We start from the raw sequence: 17,250 nt of genomic DNA on the forward strand, positions 1-17,250 counted from the left end.
AATAATCTAATCTAAGCCAACAGATGTAGCAGAGAAGCGCTAGAAGAGTTAGGTGTAAAGGTAATAAGGGGCAAGGATTGTAACGCAGAAGTTAAATTTAATGGCAATCACTATTTTTTCATATCGGAAATAATTGAAGTGGATTTTGGAACTGGGTCTTTATTCTTTATCTGAGAATAGAAATTATAAAAGGGGTCACTGAGTTAAACTGACCCTGAATGAGGGAAGATATGACGGTCAACCAAAATCTGATTGACGAGATTTCTAATAGGGAGCTTGCTACTAAGGATTTGTGCTTGCCTTTTTTTGAATTAAAAAATAATAAGTTAGATTTTTTTTGTGACATTCGTGTAACAAACCGATATTACACTAGGTATGGAGGTGTGTTACATGAAAAAAATTCTATCAATCATGTTAATTGCTGCACTATTAACAAGCGTTCTTACGGGATGTAAGAAAGAAAAAATGAATACAGGTATAGAGAGTAAGCCACAAATAAATAATTTAGACTTTAACTTTAGTGTGAATCCTGAGACATTTGCGCTTGAGGTGGAATCCAATGGAATTACTGAGAAATTATCTGAACCATTGGAGAAAATGAGAGTGTCAAATTTAAAAGACAGTGGAGATAACATTAGCTGGACCTATTCAGAACAGGGAATTAAGGTTGATATCGAAAAAAAAGATAAGTATGTTGATGTAACCATAAAATCCAGCAAGGATGAAGACAACATGTTTGCATGGCCAAAAGTTAAAGGTGACGGATATATGCTCCCATTAAATCAAGGGAAGTATATTCCAAGCGATGATTCAATTTGGAAAAATTACTTAAGTGAAGAAAAAATGAAGGTAATTGAGGCTTTATCTATGCAATTTTTTGCAGTTGATAAAAGTGGGTATTCACTAGTATATATAATTAAAAACCCTTATAATAGTGAAATTGTTTATCATACAGAAAACGATATTGAGTTTACTTTTAATCATGAGTTTCCAACTATAAATAAAGAGAAGGAATATGGTTTCAGAATATATATAACGAAAAAAAATCCAGTAGATGTTGCAAAAACCTATAAAAATTATTTGATTGAACAGGGGGACTTCAAAAGCTTGGCGGATAAGGCTAAAGAAAATAGTAATATTGAAAAGCTTTATGGAGCACCTCATGCTTATTTTTGGGACAGAACTGTGATTTCAGAAGAAAATATTAAATGGGCAAAGCTGAGAGACATTTTTCCCGAAAAACTGAAATTATGGATTCAGAGGCTATTAACTACTAATGTTGAGGATGGATCAGAGCTTTCATCAGCTTTTGAAGAGTTAAAAAGCTTAGATTATGTAGATAAATACAATAAGAAAAGAATAATAAAATCCTTAAGTGCAGTAATGCAACTAAATGAATTCTATAATCCGGAAGTATTTACTGAAATAGATAAAGATACTCAGAGGCTGTTAAACAAAGGAATAGAAAAATTAAATCCCGTTGAATTAATTGACCTAAATAAGAGATTATTAAAAAGCATACTTGGAGATGTAGTTGACCCAATAAAGAAGTGGGCAGATGCTAATACTGTAGATGTGATAAAGGACATGAAGGATTCTGGGCTAGAACATATGTGGATCGGCTTGGATGATTGGCAGGAAGGCTTCATTAAACCTGAGTTAGTAAAAGATGCAGAAGAATTCGGCTATCTATTTGGTACCTATGATTCATATCATTCAATCCATGAACCAGGTAAAGAGAAGTGGGAAACTGCTAAGTTTAAGAATGCTTTACTTTACGAGAATGCAACTGTAACAAATAAAAATGGAGAAAAGATTGAAGGATTCCAAGGTGCAGGTAGAAAGTTGAATCCAACGCTTGCAATGCCTAGTGTAAAAGAAAGAGTAACTTCGATTTTAAATACCGGCTTAGCATTTAACTCATGGTTTTTAGACACAGATGGCACTGGAGAAATCTTCGATGACTATTCTCCAGAACATATTACTACTGAAAAGGAAGATATCCAGGCTAGGATTAAGAGAATGGAGTATCTGCAAAAAGAATGGGATATGGTAGTAGGAACTGAGGGCGGAAATGATTTTGCTAGCAAATCGATTGCCTTTGCACATGGAATAGAAACGCCATCATTTTCTTGGATGGACGAGGATATGGCAAAAAACAAACAAAGTGAGTATTACGTAGGGAGATACTATTCGAGCAATGGTGGAGTTCCCGAAATGTTTTCTAAACAAATACCACTAAAGGATAAGTACAAGAAGTTATTTTTGGATTCAAACTACACGATCCCCTTGTATAAGTTGGTTTACAACGATTCAGTGATCACAACTCATTGGTGGGGATGGGGAACCTTAAAATTTAAAGACGAAATAACAAATAGAATGTTGTATGAGATACTTTATAATGTTCCTCCTTTATATCATATAGATAAACACGAGTGGGAAAAACATAAAGAAACAATTGTAAGGCATTCAAAGGTATGGTCAAATTTTAGCAAAAAAGCAATAACGAAAGAAATGACAAATTTTAAAATTATATCAGATGATAGACTCGTTCAAATGACGGAATATGGTGAAGCATTAAGAGTAGTCGCAAATTTTTCAGAAGATGAATGTAACTATCAAGGCAAGACAATACCAGGAAAATCGGTGTTAATTATTGATGGAAATAGTAATACTATCTATTCACCGGAAAAATAAGCGTGAAATTCGCAATAGTATATCTGCTAATAATTTCCCTTGAGATAATCTTCAGAGAGGCTAAATCTGAACGCTAAGGAATAAGTTTACAAGAAGAATAGAAGTAGCTTATCCATTGTGGGGGTTCATTGAAAAAAGGATTAAAAAAGTAATTATTACGTATGCTGCAGTTAGCGTAAAAATATTAGAGAAAACGTGAAGTTTACGTTTTAAAATGTACTCTATAAGATAGACACTTTCAAAGAGGTCATCTTATAGGGTACATTTTGTTTATGTTGTAGAAGAAACGCTGAAGTATGAACTTTCTCACAGCAAGAGCTTCGTTGGCTATTTGAACGACTATCGATTCATCAGCCAAAGGCAATTGTGAAATCTGCATAAGGTGTCTTTAAACAGGTCTATTATTAATGATGCCATTATCCATATATGAAACTGAAAGGAATTGTGGTAATCGATTTGACGAATGTTAATCCGAAGTAAGAAGAGGTGGAGTCAGATTTATGCGGATACAACGATAAGGACAACATATCCAAACCACGCTTTTTGATGTATTTTTACTTCACTTACGTGGCAGAATAATGAAAAATTAGTTAATATTAAAAATAAATATTTTTGTAAAGAAAAGGGGAAAAATTTATGTTTTCTAATGAAGAAAGAGAGTCTATTTATAAAGTTATTTATAATAGGAGAGATATTCGAAGTTTTTTATCAACTCCTATCCCTGAAAACATTATACATAGAATATTAAATGCAGCTCATCATGCACCTTCAGTAGGATTTATGCAACCTTGGAACTTTATTTTGATTTCCACTGACGAAATTAAAGAAAAATTGGCCTGGGCAGCAGAAAAAGAAAGCAGAGCATTAACTGTTCATTATGATGGGGAGAAAAAAATGAAATTCCTTGATTTAAAAATTGAGGGTTTAAAAGAAGCTCCTATAACTATTTGTGTTACATGTGACCCTACAAGAGGAGGTTCCCATGTATTAGGACGAAATTCAATTCCTGAAACAGATATATTATCAACAGCTTGTGCTATTCAAAATATGTGGTTAGCTGCTTGTGCTGAAGGACTTGGAATGGGGTGGGTAAGTTTTTATAAAAAAAATGATATTAGAGACATTTTAGAAATACCACCACACATCGATCCCATTGCTCTTATATCAATCGGTTATACTGAAAATTACCCAGAAAAGCCCATTTTAGAGTTAGCTAATTGGGAAAAAAGGCGTTCTTTAGAACATCTTATTTTTGAAAATAAATGGGGACAAAACTAAAAACTTCTTAATCTATCAGGGTGCGTTATGGGTAGTTTTGAAACACAAAGAAAGCTAAAGCTTCCTTAAAGATTGTAAAGCAATGTACTTAAAGTAACGGAGGCTTTATTGAAACAAGGATTTATAACTTATACATAAATAACCCTAATAACGTTTATCGAATTTTTATTAATTGAAAATAATTATTGTTTACATAATATAAATACCTGAGTCACAACTTTAAAATTATCGGATGTTTCTCATAATTTATCGTTCAAAAGGGGATTACTCGTTTAAATAATGTTAATGATCGTTTAATGTAGATTTGGCCAATATTCATAAAAATTATTCTAAGAGAGATGAACTTAGCTTGTTGTTAAAGAATCACGATTAAAGTTCATAAGAAAGTATATATTGAGATTCTAAAGCGGAGTCGAACATACAAATTTGTATGTTCGACTCTTTTTATACATTATATAGAACCTATGGATAACTTTTTTATATTGTTGAATTGACTGATAAAAGATTACTAAAGGATTGAAAGTAGCGACAAGTAATAAATTTGATACTCTGAATTTTCAAAAAGTATTTAAAAAAGGTGTTGATTATGATCTTGCAAAATCTAATAAAAGACAAAAGTGAAGCAGCCTAGATTCATGTAAATAAATTTAAACAAGTGTTAATGAACACTTTAAGGAAAAAAAAGGTCACTTGGGATAGGAGTGACCCTAAGTAACAAAATTCTGAGGTGTAAGGCTAAAATAGCTATACTTTACTATCAATATGCGGTGATAGCGTAGTTTGTATAGTTCATAGCCTGAGTAATAGATTTAAAAAATGCTCTGATATGATTCATAATTAACTTACCGAAATTTAAAGAATGACTTATTTTAATTTTTTATAAATTTAATCCAAATCTCTTTAGTGCAATGAAAATACCTTCCAATTGTTTTCCTTTGTCTGTTAACGTATATTCCACACGAGGGGGAACCTCCGGGAATACCTTTTTATTCAATATCCCATGATCTTCTAGTGTCTTAAGACGGAGTGAAAGTGTTTTCGGGCTAATTCCATTCATTGATTTCAATAGGTCACTGAATCGCATTGTTCCTTCTATAAGCAGATCGTGAATAAATAAAAAAGTCCATTTAGTCCCAATCACGTTGAGCGTTTTAGCAATGGGGCAAGTCTCATCTGGTGCTCCTTTGGTTATTATACTGGCTCAAAAACACTCATATGGAACATCCTCCTGAAAATTTTTTTGTTTAATTCACCTTATCATTTCACAATAGTATACTTTCAGAAACTTTATGAAATAAATATCACTACTTCCATAAATGAAGTTACTATATTTATAATATCGTTGTACTTATAATTTCATCCCTTATTGAGGAGGTAACTAAAATTATTGCAAGAAATCAACGAAACAAACTACCGTTTGCTCTCATTGCAATATAAATCAATGGTTTGCTATTGATACATAATCATGAGTATTCTTCCGGATGAAGCAAACGATTTGAATTTTACCTTAAGTGCAGTAGGGTTATCAACTACACGCTAGGCAGTTTTTTTAGAAAACATATAATTGAAGGAGCTAGATAAAGATGAAAAATATACTTATAATTAACGGTCATCAGAAGTATAGTTCAGCAGAGGGTAATTTAAACCAAACATTGATGAACAAAATGGTCAGTTTTTTAAGTGAAAAAAACAATGTAAAAACAACAATTATTCAAAAAGGATATAAAATCGAAGAAGAACAACAAAAATTTATATGGGCTGATATTGTCATTTACCAAACACCTATCTATTGGTTCAGTGTCCCCGGCTTATTGAAGTCGTATATGGATGAAGTATATGCTTATGGTTTATTTTTTAGGGGTGCTGATCAGTATGGAAAAGGTGGGTTGATGACTGAAAAGAAATATATGTTTTCGACTACCTGGAATGCTCCTGAAAAAGCATTTAACGATCCAAGTCAATTTTTTGAAGGGAGCAACCTAGAAGATGCATTAAGTCATTTACATCATATACATAAATTTCTCGGAATGAAACCTTTAAAGAGTTTCTCTTGTTATGATGTAGTCAAAAATCCGACAGTTGAAAAGTTTGTATCCGAACTTGATTTACATCTGCAAGAGGTATTGAATTTTTAATCTATTAAGTAAACGTTTAAGGGGAGAAAAACATGTTAAAAGATAAAAAAGTTGTAATGATCGGTGGAAGCTCTGGGATTGGTTTGGAATCAGCTAAACAGCTAATAGCTCATGGTGCAGAAGTAATCATTGCCAGCCGTTCCGAAGATAAATTACGGAATGCAAAAGAGCAACTAGGAGATAGAGCAACGGCTTATACTCTAGATACAACGCAAGAACAGCAAGTCCAGTCTTTCTTTGAAAAGATCGGCCAGTTCGATCATCTTGTGGTAAGCGCTGCAGAAACATCCGGTGGGTCATTCCTCCAAACGGATACAGCCCTAGCCCGAAAACTGTTTGAAAACAAATTCTGGGGACAATATTATGCAGCGAAATACGGTGCTTCCAAAATTTTACCAAATGGTTCAATCACTTTGTTCTCTGGGGTTGTAGCCTACAAGTCTATGGTTGGCTCAGCAATTCTAGGTGCAGTCAATGCGGCTATTTCGAATCTAGGCCAGACTTTGGCTTTAGAACTTGCTCCGATCCGAGTAAACATCGTTTCACCTGGAATAATTGATACACCTTCCCGTAGCAAAATGGCAGAAGAAGCACGTAATAACTTCTATAATGCAGTTGAAAACAAACTCCCTGTGAAACGAATAGGAAGAGCTGAAGATGTTGCACAAAGCGTACTATACTTGCTAGAAAATAGTTTCGTGACTGGAACCGTTCTTCATGTAGAAGGCGGTCACATTTTAACGTAAGCCAGCAATAGACAGGATGCGCTCTTTGGCGATTCAATATATCGTATTAAACAATAATTATTATCCGTACAAAATCATCCCATTATCGTAAAAAAGGAGAGTTATCGTTCACATGAAAATTATAAGGAACTTAAGAATTACAAGTCGAAAAGTACAGATATTATGGGTAGTTGACGAATCCAAGCCCTCCTCCACGCCAAATAATTTTAGTTTACATAATATAAATTATAGGAAGTTATGTATCAATTAAGAGTATACTAATAATAGTGAGATGAAATTTGTACATAGACATCAAAGTCTAAACTTAACGATTATTTTAATATCGAATTATTATAATTAACTTTTGTATATTTTAGGCTTTCATTCACGATTTTCTAATTGGAATAAAGTTTGATTAAAAGTTTGTTGCAAACGTTGATTTTATAAAAATAGAAGAAACCCATTCATTTTGATCAAACTTTTATCAAAATGAATGGGTTTTATTTAAAATGCGAAATCCATCATTGGGATATTAATTTATTTAAGAAACAATTTTTCTCTCTTTACGAACAAATTCACATGTCCAAAAACCTAAAAATGAATTTAAGCTTCTGTATATTGTCCAATCTTTCTGAATTTCTCATAGCGATCTTCAATTAATTGTTCGCCATTTAGGGAATTCAATGCTTTTAGTGTGACACTTATACATTCTTTTATATAAAATGCTTGCTTCACAACATTGTGGTGTGCTCCACCCGTTATTTCAGGGATTATTCCATCAATAACGTCAAGCTCTTTTAAGTCAGGTGCTGTTATCCGCATTGCTTCTGCAGCTTGCTTCCCTAGGCTACCATCTCGCCGTAAGATCGATGCAGCCCCTTCAGGCGAGATAACCGAATACGTTGAGTTCTCTAACATAAAGACGCGATTAGCTACCCCTAATGCAATTGCACCCCCACTTCCGCCTTCCCCAATAACAATACTAATAACTGGTACTGTTAGAATCGCCATTTCTGAGAGAGTTCTAGCAATGGCTTCACTTGGGCCGCGTTCCTCGGCTGCCTTACCCGGATAGGCTCCTTTTGTATCAATAAAACAAATAATTGGGCGCTTAAATTTCTCAGCTTGCTTCATTAAGCGTAATGCTTTACGATATCCTTCAGGGTGTGGCATACCAAAATTTCGTCGAATATTTTCTTTAGTTGATTTTCCGCGCTGATGTCCAACAATTGTTACGGGCTGTCCTTCAAAGAGAGCAATTCCTCCAAGAATAGCTGCATCATCACCAAATTTACGATCTCCATGTAACTCAATAAAGTTTTCACACATAGCTTCTATATATTGTAAAGTTGTTGGTCGTTCTGGATGTCTAGCAACCTGTACACGATCCCATGGCTTCATATTGGCATAAATAGATTGTTCTAGCTGTGTTAGACGTGTTTCAAGCCTTTCGATTTCGCCTGTCATGTCTACATTTGCCTCTGTAGCAATCGTTTTTAATTCATCAATTTTTTCTCGTAATTGTACTACTGGTTCTTCAAAAGCAAAATTTTTAGACATGTTGCACACCGCCTTTTGTATGCATTTTTACAAGCATTGCTACTTGGTTTCGTAAATCCTTCCTATGGAAAACTGCATCAAGCTGACCATGCGCTAGTAAGAACTCTGACTTTTGGAAATCATTTGGTAATTTTTCTCTTAATGTTTCTTCGATTACACGGCGACCAGCAAAGCCAATTAATGCTTGCGGTTCTGCAATATTTATATCTCCAACAGAAGCAAAGCTTGCTGAAACGCCACCGTATGTAGGGTGCGTCATGATCGAAATAAATAATAGTCCTTCTTCACTATGACGTTTTAATGCCACACTCGTTTTTACCATTTGCATTAATGATAGAATACCTTCTTGCATGCGCGCTCCACCACTAGCAGTAAAGATAATAACCGGTACACGTAATTCAATAGCTTTTTCAACGGCACGTGTGATTTTTTCTCCTACAACGGAGCCCATTGAGCCCATACGGAAATGAGAATCCATAATTGCTACAACAATTTCTTCTCCATCAAGAGTACCTACCCCAGTCAGTACAGCTTCGCTTAATCCCGTTTGTTGTTTAGCCACTGAAATTTTTTCTACATAATCAGGGAAATTAAGTGGATTACTTGTTTGTAAATGATCATCCATTGAAACAAATGAACCTTCATCTATGAAATATGCTACGCGCTCCTGTGCAGTCATTTTGAAATGATGGTCGCATTTTGTACACACTTTATGATTTTTTTCTAACTCCTTTGTTAACAGAATGTGACGGCATTCTGGACATTTTGTCATAAGTCCTTCCGGAAATCCCTTTTCCTGTCCGTCCTCATTCTTTTTTCTAAATAAGCTACGTATTGCCATGTTTTACTCCTCCTATGTTTGTCTAAATGCCTTGTTCAGCATTTATGTTCGTAAGCTTTTAATGCTTCTTTTTCATAGCCAAGCTGCATCGATTTCAACATAGTTTGAATGATTAATTTCTCTTCTTCTGTTGAGTTTCGATTTAAACATCACCGGCATTAACTGCTAATTGAAACCAGACTTTAAGTAAAAAACGATTTCTGACATGATGACTATTTCTCGTAAAACATGCAGACAATTAATCGTACCTCTATCTCTAGCTTACAAAAAACTGTCCCACATAGGTAGTGTTCGCAGAGTCACTGTACAACTTATAACGCGAATGGCTTCCATTTCATGAATTTGTCGCGTTAATTCGACATCCTTTTTTTGATTTTTCATCTTCTAATATAAACATCGACAATTTTTCTACGAGCGGATGCTTTTGTGTAGAAGCTAGAAACGTACCTACCCCATGTCTCGTTTCAATAAGACCTAACAACTCTAAACTTCGCAATGCCTCTCTCACAGAGGATTGCCTGACACCCAGACGTTCTGAAAGGACTCATTCGAAAGGTTCCTTTTCACCAGCCTGTGTTTTTTTCATTTTAATAAGTTGTCGTAATTGTTGGACGATATCTAAAAACACTTTCTTTTGTTCGTTTTTTTTATCCATACGATCAACTCCTGGGTCAATCTATTCGCCTTGGAATAATTATCGCTGTCGCTTTCCTTTCGCGCAGGTAAACAATACATCCTAAGGCTTTATCTTATTTCTACGAGCGGATGCTTTTGTGTAAAAGCTAGATGTTTCGTTTCAATAAGACCTAACAACTCTAAACTTCGCAATGCCTCTCTCACAGAGGATCGCCCGACACCCAGACGTTTTGAAAGGACTCATTCGGAAGGTTCCTTTTCACCAGCCTGTGTTTTTTCATTTTAATAAGTTGTCGTAATGTTGGACGATATCTAAAAACACTTTCTTTTGTTCGTTTTTTTATACACACGATCAACTCCTGGGTCAATCTATTCGCCTTGGAATAATTATCGCTGTCGCTTTCCTTTCGCGCAGGTAAACAATGCATCCTAAGGCTTTATCTTATTTCTACGAGCGGATGCTTTTGTATAAAAGCTAGATGTTTCGTTTCAATAAGACCTAACAACTCTAAACTTCGCAATGCCTCTCTCACAGAGGATTGCCTGACACCCAGACGTTCTGAAAGGACTCATTCGAAAGGTTCCTTTTCACCAGCCTGTGTTTTTTTCATTTTAATAAGTTGTCGTAATTGTTGGACGATATCTAAAAACACTTTCTTTTGTTCGTTTTTTTATCCATACGATCAACTCCTGGGTCAATCTATTCGCCTTGGAATAATTATCGCTGTCGCTTTCCTTTCGCGCAGGTAAACAATGCATCCTAAGGCTTTATCTTATTTCTACGAGCGGATGCTTTTGTATAAAAGCTAGATGTTTCGTTTCAATAAGACCTAACAACTCTAAACTTCGCAATGCCTCTCTCACAGAGGATTGCCTGACACCCAGACGTTCTGAAAGGACTCATTCGAAAGGTTCCTTTTCACCAGCCTGTGTTTTTTCATTTTAATAAGTTGTCGTAATTGTTGGACGATATCTAAAAACACTTTCTTTTGTTCGTTTTTTTTATCCATACGATTAACTCCTGGGTCAATCTATTCGCCTTGGAATAATTATCGCTGTCGCTTTCCTTTCGCGCAGATAAACAATACATCCTAAGGCTTTATCTTCATTCAATAGGTGTTTGGATACCTACTATAAAGAAACAAAATCCACCACCTCCAGATGGTGGCGTCTCTTACTGAATGAATCCAAAAGTGGTCTGGCCACTTTTGAATTGGCTTTATCTTACAAAATAATTATTTAAAAGTAAAGAAGAAACTGTATAAAAATTTATGTAATTTCTAAAATTACTTCAATTTCATATTCTTTTCGTCGTTTGGGCATGTTTTACTTTTACTTGAGGTCTACCAAAGCGCTTTTCAAGCGTTCTCTCACTGTAAAGCAATTCATCTTCTAGTAACAGCTCTTGAACAAGATGAGAAACTTTCCGGAATAAGGTTGCAGATACTCTTCCAAACTCATCCTGAAGCTAATAAAGGCCATTTGTAAACGGCGACTTACAAGGAAAGCACGTATCTGGCTCGTTCGGACGTGCCCCACTGAGCCAATATCCAGGGTTATTAATCGTAACTTTTTTATAATTGTCGCCACTTTACTAAATCAAGAGTTTTAGTATAGGTGTATATATCGTGAAAAAAACAATAAATATGAACAAACTATCCGTATTAAAAAACAAGCAGGGTTAAAAACCTAGCTTGTTTGAAAATAATTTTCATATAAAAAATCCATATAAGTATCTTTTGTAAGATTAAAAATAATTACCTGTCTTTGTATTATTTTCAACTAAAGCTATTTAGAGAGTTTTTTTACAACTAACCGCTCTCACTTTTTGCAGCTCATTATATAAGCAGGTGGGAAATTTCTAATTTCTCTATTAATATCAATTTTAGAAAAATAGCTTTCTAGAAATGTTAATTTAAATTTGGTGTATTGAAACGTTATAAAGAGCCCATCTTCTTTAAGGACTTTTAAAGAGTTTCGTAATATATTACTTGATACATTTTTAGGCAAACTTGCAAATGGTAACCCTGAAATTATATAGTCTGCGTAAGGTATATCGTTTTCGATTAAAATATCTTCAATATACTCAGCAGAACTATCTATAATTACAAAGTTTTTTTCTTTTATATATCTTGCTTTTAATAATGTGTAAAATTCTTTATTATTTTCTACTAAAACAACTTTAGTTGTTTGTTTCCTCTTTTTTAGAATATTCTCTGTGAATACTCCGGTACCTGGGCCAAACTCAACTATATATTCTGCTTGTTCAAAATCGATTTCTTTAACCATTTTTTTACTAAGATACTTGGAACTTGGAAGAATTGCTCCCACTGATCTAGGGTTAAACATATATTGAAAAATAAAAGATAGGTTTTTCATGATAACACTCCATTGCGTTAAAGTTATTTCTACTTAAAATCTAAACTTAAAACCTTAAGTAGTTATCATGAAATTCCTTAAGAATTCTTAAGAAAAAGGGTCTTGGAATTTATATATTCCAAGACCCTTTTATTTTTTTAAAGGATATTCGACAGTAATACTCAAAAACCCATTACCATATTCTGCATAAATTTTCCCATTGTGTAATTCCACAATCCTTTTAGAAATGGCCAGTCCTAAACCTCCCCCTTGATTACTTACGCGAGCCTTATCTCCAGTATAAAACCGCTCGAATAAACTATTTAAATCTTTACTCGGCTTTTCTTCAACCTGATTCATAATTTTAAAAATTACGTAATTTCCCTTTGCCTGTAGAGATATTTGTAATTCTGAGGGCTTCATACTAAATTTTATTGCATTTGTGAAAAGATTTTCATAAACCCTCACTACCTGTTCTATATCAATGAGTACAGGAGCTTTCACTTCAATTGACTTTATAACATTTAATTTTTCTTTTTCAAAAATGGGGATATACTCTCCTACGATTTGTTGTAACAAATCACTCATGTCTACTTCACATAAATTCAGATTTATATTTGGATTCGATAAACGAGTATATTCAAACAATTCATCAATTAATAATTTGAGTCTCTGTGACTTTAAATAGGTTATCTCTAAATACTCTTTATATTTTTCGCTATCACTGTAGTTCCCTTTTTTCAATAAATCTAAATACCCGATTAATGATGTCAAGGGTGTTCTTAGATCATGAGAGACATTTGTTATGAGTTCATTCTTTCCTTTTTCTATTTCTCTTTCATGCTGGAATTGGTTTTCTAATTCATTTGACATAAAATTAATATTTTGTGCAAGTAAGGTTAACTCATCTTTCCCCATTATATTAATGTTAAACCCTAGGTTTCCATTAGCAATTTGTTGTACACTATCAGAAATATGCTTTAAATATTTTAGTTTATTTCTTATCAAAAATAAAAAACAAGCAATAAACGAAAAAATTATAACTAGAAATTGGAATGTAATAAAAATACTTGCATTAGTAGTGTTCATTTCTATATTTTTATAAGTTATATAGTATAAAAATAATTGCGATGTAAGTAAAGAAATAAACAATGAAAAGAATAAACTGATTGCAAATGAACTTAGTAATCTGACAGTAAGTTTGTTCCTAAGCTTAATGTTTTTCATATCTTATATCCCACACCCCAAACGGTTTTAATATATATTGGATGTTTAGGATCTTGTTCTATCTTTTCCCTTATATTAGTGATATGAACCATAACCGTGTTGTCTGACTTAAAATAATCTTCTTTCCATACAGCTTCATATATTTTTTGAATGCTGAGTACAATACCTTTGTTGTATGCTAGAAGTTCTAAAATATCAAATTCTTTAGGTGTTAATCTAATTTCTTTTTCTTGTACAATAACCTGTCGAGTATCTGTATTTATAACTAAATTTCCTATTTCTATAATTTTCTTATTGTTTTTCATGTTTACATTATATTTACTGGAGCGTCTTAGCTGCGATTTAACCCTTGCAATTAACTCTAATGGGTTAAATGGTTTCGATAAATAATCATCAGCTCCAGAAGTCAGTCCTTGAATCTTATCTATATCTTCTGACTTTGCTGATAGCATAATTATAGGCATACTTTTTTCTTCTCGTATCTTTAAACAGGCTTGAATACCATCCATTTTTGGCATCATAATATCGAGGATTATTAAATCTACATCATTTGATTTTAAAAATTCTAGCCCTTTTATCGCATCGGCTACTTTAATGGTCTCCATCCCTTCATTTTCTAAGTAAACAGAAATCAAATTTCTAATATCATTATCATCATCTATAACAAGAATTTTGGGTATCATGGTTTCTCCTTTTTAGTAATCTTCCCGAAAAAACATTAAATATGTTTTTTAAATCGTTATTAATTCCAACTAGCTAAAGTTATTATCTATTTCATGTATATGCTATATTATTATTCTATCATTTTTTAATACAGCTGAATCAAGTAGCTTACTACCTCTATTCATTATTAAAAATGCTATCTTTAGGGCACAAACCCAGCCTGGCTCACATAAACTTGTTTTTCGGGAAAGACTTCAATAAATCTTTTATATACTTTTCTAAGAACATCCGATCCGTACCATTCCTCTAAACCAAGCTGGGCGTATTTGCTGTCAATACCGAGTTTTCGTGTGCGTTTACCACCACTACCATCGCCCATGAAGTAGTCATCTATACATATCCGATCGACATAAGACTTTAGCTTTAACGGAAAATCATCCCCACTTGGCAATATGGGAGCTATAGCCACTTGGATGGGTATGCCCGCGGCTGCTAATTTTTCCAATGTTTTAAAGCGTGCCTGAATGGGAGGGGCCTTCGGAGTAAAGTGTTTTCGTATCGTTTCCGAATCGGTCTCAATCGTCATACTTACTCGAACTTTGTCCTTCAATTGTTGCAGCAAATCGATATCTCGACTTACAAGTGGACTTCTAGTCTGTACTAATAGAAAATCAGGTGGATCTTCTACCATTACTTCTAGTAAAGATCGCGTGACCTTTTCCTTTTGCTCTATAGGTTGATATGGGTCTGTACTTGATGACATAAAAATAGTTACATTCCCTTTAGCTTTGGCTCGATAAAGTTCTTTTTTTAATAAATTTGCAGCTCCATTTTTAACATCCACCCAATTTCCCCATTCACCCTCCCGAAACAGAGATACAGGCATTTCACGGACATAACAATAGGAACACCCAAAAGAACAGCCTGTATAGGGATTAAGTGAATGCGTATAGCCAGAGAGGAAGCCTGTCCCTTTATTCAGAATGGTTTTCGGATTTTTATAGAATAATTCACTACTCATGACGGTACCTCCATTTGTTGTACAGCAATAACTAGATTACATATTGCTTGATAAAGCTCGCTTTTCCAGATCAAGGAGCAATGTCTTCATTTCTAATCCACCTCGATAGCCAGTTAATGAGCCGTTCTTTCCTATTACGCGATGGCATGGCACAGTAATCAATACCGGATTAGCCCCGATCGCTGCGCCTACTGCCCGCACAGCTGCTGGATTATTGATAGCATTGGCAATATCAGAATAGGATTTCGTCTCGCCATAAGGGATATCACAAAGTGCCTGCCAGACTGCTAGCTGGAATGGTGTACCTACATACTCAAATGGAATCGTAAAGGTTTTCCGCGTTCCTTCTAGATACTGAGTGATTTCATCGACAAAGGGCTCAAGCTTTTCAGCATCTTCCACAAGCGGACTTCCTGGAAAGTGTTTCGAAGCCCATTCTAATAATTCCTCGAATGGATTGTTCTGTGACCCAACAAACACAAGCCCCTTTGATGTTGAAGCTACATAGAATTTCCACTCTTTAAACTTTAGTAAAGACCAATAAAGGGTTGGTTTATTCATTTTTTCCATTGCACTGTTCCTCCATCTTCCTCATTTGACGAAATTGCGCTGGTGTCTGGCCCGTTTTCTTTTTAAATAAAGTAATAAAATAAGGCGTGTTAGCCATACCCACACATATGGCGATATCACCAATTGATTTATTCGTCTGAATCAAATACCTTTTAGCTGCGTGAACTCTAACTTGCTGTATATACTCTACTGGCGTAATGCCTTTAATTTTTTTAAATGTCCGCTGCATATGATACGGACTTCCATGACAAATATATGCTAACGATTCTAGCGTTAATTTTTCTGTAAAATTTTTATCAATGTATTCCGTAATTAAATTGACCCACTCACTATCAGGTAGATTTTCATTTGTCGGCTTACATCGTTTACATGGGCGAAAATTAGCACGGAGAGCTTGTTCTGCATTTAGAAAAATACATACATTTTCTTTTTTGGGGACGCGTGATTTACAAGAAGGCTTACAAAATATCCCTGTTGACTTGACAGCGTAGAAAAATTGATTATTGTATGCAATATCATTATTTATAATGGCTTGCCACTTCTCATCAGTTATCATTTCTCCATCATTCAAATGACTTTGAGCATAGCTCTCTTTGTAGCCGTGATCCATTCTATCTGACATTTTCTCACCTCACCTTATAATATACTCCCTATCCATTCGAATGGATATCTCAAAGAATGGAATAGCAAAATATTGAAACGTAATATTATTGAGAATCATGAAAAATGATTCCAAGTCCGTATCGTTCCCCAGAAGTAACGGTGCTTACACCGTGACGAATTGTATTTTTATAATAGCCTTTTTTACCGAGAACGGGTCTGTGGTTAGTGGGGAAAATAAGGGCACTACCTTGTTCTAACGTAATGACATGACCCCTGCTTTGCGCACGTGGAATTTGTTCTACTAATAGAGATTCCCCACCGCAATAGTCTTGATCTCGCTGATTTAATACAAACACTACTTGAAACGGAAAAAATAGATCGCCATATAAATCTTGATGCAGACAATTAAACCCGCCTGCTTCATACTTTAATAGTAAAGGTGTCGGTCTCGTTTGATTAAACTCCTCACAGGTGTTCAAAAAATCTTGAAGATGTTGTGGATACCGTTCTGTTTTCTTCAAATAGCCCAGCCATCGATTAGCAGTTTTCGCTAATTCCGAATAAAAGGACTCTCTTAAATGTTGGATGATATCAGGAAATGGATAAGAAAAATATTTGTACTCCCCATTCCCAAAACGATATCTTGTCATATTGATTGTCGTCCTGTATAGCTCTTCCTCCCCATACATTTCCATGAAAGATTCACATTCCTCTTTTGTTAAAATTGTTGGAAGCTTTGCGAAACCCTGCTCATCTAATTCATTTTGAATGCACTCCCAATCTAAGCCTTCGACACGTGTCTTTATGTCTTGCACCATGTTATCCCTCCTATTTAGCAATGTTGATAACTAACACTATAACCTCATCAATCGAAAAAAATAAGGTATTTAGAATGTAAGAGCAAGATAACAAAATTAGTAAAGATGATGATGTGAT

At 34.4% G+C, this 17,250-nt stretch carries 15 protein-coding genes and 1 pseudogene; 4 read left to right on the forward strand and 12 right to left on the reverse strand.

The annotated features are described in order from the left end of the window. Positions 1–390: 390 nt before the first annotated feature. Positions 391–2,697: a glycoside hydrolase gene (locus tag AC3CH7_RS07930; protein WP_197148607.1), complete on the forward strand. Its 2,307-nt coding sequence runs from the start codon at positions 391–393 to the stop codon at positions 2,695–2,697. A 636-nt stretch (positions 2,698–3,333) separates the two neighbouring features. Then, positions 3,334–3,975 carry a 5,6-dimethylbenzimidazole synthase gene (gene bluB / locus AC3CH7_RS07935; RefSeq protein WP_488381662.1) on the forward strand — a complete coding sequence of 214 codons (642 nt, stop codon included), beginning with the start codon at positions 3,334–3,336 and terminating at the stop codon, positions 3,973–3,975. An 877-nt stretch (positions 3,976–4,852) separates the two neighbouring features. On the opposite strand, the gene AC3CH7_RS07940 is transcribed toward bluB, so the two are convergent. Continuing rightward, complete coding sequence (locus AC3CH7_RS07940) at positions 4,853–5,170, reverse strand: winged helix-turn-helix transcriptional regulator (protein WP_207974190.1); 318 nt, start codon at positions 5,168–5,170, stop codon at positions 4,853–4,855. Between the two features lie 388 nt (positions 5,171–5,558). On the opposite strand from AC3CH7_RS07940, the gene AC3CH7_RS07945 reads away from it, so the two are divergent. Both AC3CH7_RS07945 and AC3CH7_RS07950 read left to right on the forward strand, forming a co-directional pair. Further along, positions 5,559–6,110: an NAD(P)H-dependent oxidoreductase gene (locus tag AC3CH7_RS07945; RefSeq protein ID WP_488381663.1), complete on the forward strand. Its 552-nt coding sequence runs from the start codon at positions 5,559–5,561 to the stop codon at positions 6,108–6,110. A 32-nt stretch (positions 6,111–6,142) separates the two neighbouring features. Beyond that, positions 6,143–6,856 (forward strand): SDR family oxidoreductase, encoded by a 714-nt coding sequence (locus tag AC3CH7_RS07950; RefSeq protein ID WP_036216284.1) that lies wholly within the window; start codon positions 6,143–6,145, stop codon positions 6,854–6,856. Positions 6,857–7,438: 582 nt separating this feature from the next. On the opposite strand, the gene AC3CH7_RS07955 is transcribed toward AC3CH7_RS07950, so the two are convergent. From AC3CH7_RS07955 to AC3CH7_RS08005, 11 genes and pseudogenes are all read right to left on the reverse strand, one after another. Further along, positions 7,439–8,395, reverse strand: a complete 957-nt coding sequence (locus tag AC3CH7_RS07955; protein WP_488381664.1) for an acetyl-CoA carboxylase carboxyltransferase subunit alpha — start codon at positions 8,393–8,395, stop codon at positions 7,439–7,441. Next, positions 8,388–9,236, reverse strand: a complete 849-nt coding sequence (accD, locus tag AC3CH7_RS07960; protein WP_012294537.1) for an acetyl-CoA carboxylase, carboxyltransferase subunit beta — start codon at positions 9,234–9,236, stop codon at positions 8,388–8,390. Before accD ends, AC3CH7_RS07955 begins: the two co-directional genes overlap by 8 nt. 334 nt (positions 9,237–9,570) lie before the next feature. Continuing rightward, a complete protein-coding gene (locus AC3CH7_RS07965) occupies positions 9,571–9,744 on the reverse strand; it encodes a hypothetical protein (RefSeq protein WP_230586096.1) in 174 nt (57 codons plus the stop codon). A 571-nt stretch (positions 9,745–10,315) separates the two neighbouring features. Then, positions 10,316–10,483 (reverse strand): annotated as a pseudogene (locus AC3CH7_RS07970) (GntR family transcriptional regulator); the annotation flags it as partial. Between the two features lie 1,210 nt (positions 10,484–11,693). Continuing rightward, positions 11,694–12,251 (reverse strand): class I SAM-dependent methyltransferase, encoded by a 558-nt coding sequence (locus tag AC3CH7_RS07975; RefSeq protein ID WP_012294539.1) that lies wholly within the window; start codon positions 12,249–12,251, stop codon positions 11,694–11,696. 129 nt (positions 12,252–12,380) lie between these two features. Continuing rightward, positions 12,381–13,457 (reverse strand): sensor histidine kinase, encoded by a 1,077-nt coding sequence (locus AC3CH7_RS07980; protein ID WP_488381665.1) that lies wholly within the window; start codon positions 13,455–13,457, stop codon positions 12,381–12,383. Then, the gene (locus tag AC3CH7_RS07985) at positions 13,454–14,140 is read right to left on the reverse strand and encodes a response regulator transcription factor (RefSeq protein WP_012294541.1); all 687 of its coding nucleotides are present in this window, start codon (positions 14,138–14,140) and stop codon (positions 13,454–13,456) included. The genes AC3CH7_RS07980 and AC3CH7_RS07985 overlap by 4 nt, the downstream gene beginning before the upstream one ends. A 182-nt stretch (positions 14,141–14,322) precedes the next feature. After that, a complete protein-coding gene (locus AC3CH7_RS07990) occupies positions 14,323–15,141 on the reverse strand; it encodes an SPL family radical SAM protein (RefSeq protein ID WP_197223929.1) in 819 nt (272 codons plus the stop codon). A 36-nt stretch (positions 15,142–15,177) separates the two neighbouring features. Continuing rightward, a complete protein-coding gene (gene adaB / locus AC3CH7_RS07995) occupies positions 15,178–15,711 on the reverse strand; it encodes a methylated-DNA--[protein]-cysteine S-methyltransferase (RefSeq protein ID WP_488381666.1) in 534 nt (177 codons plus the stop codon). Beyond that, positions 15,695–16,333: a bifunctional transcriptional activator/DNA repair enzyme AdaA gene (locus AC3CH7_RS08000; protein WP_099805854.1), complete on the reverse strand. Its 639-nt coding sequence runs from the start codon at positions 16,331–16,333 to the stop codon at positions 15,695–15,697. The genes adaB and AC3CH7_RS08000 overlap by 17 nt, the downstream gene beginning before the upstream one ends. Before the next feature lie 85 nt (positions 16,334–16,418). Further along, on the reverse strand, positions 16,419–17,132 hold the full coding sequence (locus tag AC3CH7_RS08005; RefSeq protein ID WP_099805855.1) for a 2OG-Fe(II) oxygenase: 714 nt from the start codon (positions 17,130–17,132) through the stop codon (positions 16,419–16,421). Positions 17,133–17,250 lie beyond the last annotated feature (118 nt).

It is taken from the genome of Lysinibacillus sp. F12, from assembly GCF_057773605.1.

Coding starts and splice junctions, on each gene's coding strand:
- AC3CH7_RS07975 (WP_012294539.1), bottom strand. CDS start 12,251: ATGAAAAACCTATCTTTTATTTTTCAATATATGTTTAACCCTAGATCA.
- AC3CH7_RS07955 (WP_488381664.1), bottom strand. CDS start 8,395: ATGTCTAAAAATTTTGCTTTTGAAGAACCAGTAGTACAATTACGAGAA.
- AC3CH7_RS08005 (WP_099805855.1), bottom strand. CDS start 17,132: ATGGTGCAAGACATAAAGACACGTGTCGAAGGCTTAGATTGGGAGTGC.
- AC3CH7_RS07945 (WP_488381663.1), top strand. CDS start 5,559: ATGAAAAATATACTTATAATTAACGGTCATCAGAAGTATAGTTCAGCA.
- AC3CH7_RS07990 (WP_197223929.1), bottom strand. CDS start 15,141: ATGAGTAGTGAATTATTCTATAAAAATCCGAAAACCATTCTGAATAAA.
- adaB (WP_488381666.1), bottom strand. CDS start 15,711: ATGGAAAAAATGAATAAACCAACCCTTTATTGGTCTTTACTAAAGTTT.
- AC3CH7_RS07980 (WP_488381665.1), bottom strand. CDS start 13,457: ATGAAAAACATTAAGCTTAGGAACAAACTTACTGTCAGATTACTAAGT.
- accD (WP_012294537.1), bottom strand. CDS start 9,236: ATGGCAATACGTAGCTTATTTAGAAAAAAGAATGAGGACGGACAGGAA.
- AC3CH7_RS07985 (WP_012294541.1), bottom strand. CDS start 14,140: ATGATACCCAAAATTCTTGTTATAGATGATGATAATGATATTAGAAAT.
- AC3CH7_RS08000 (WP_099805854.1), bottom strand. CDS start 16,333: ATGTCAGATAGAATGGATCACGGCTACAAAGAGAGCTATGCTCAAAGT.
- bluB (WP_488381662.1), top strand. CDS start 3,334: ATGTTTTCTAATGAAGAAAGAGAGTCTATTTATAAAGTTATTTATAAT.
- AC3CH7_RS07950 (WP_036216284.1), top strand. CDS start 6,143: ATGTTAAAAGATAAAAAAGTTGTAATGATCGGTGGAAGCTCTGGGATT.
- AC3CH7_RS07930 (WP_197148607.1), top strand. CDS start 391: ATGAAAAAAATTCTATCAATCATGTTAATTGCTGCACTATTAACAAGC.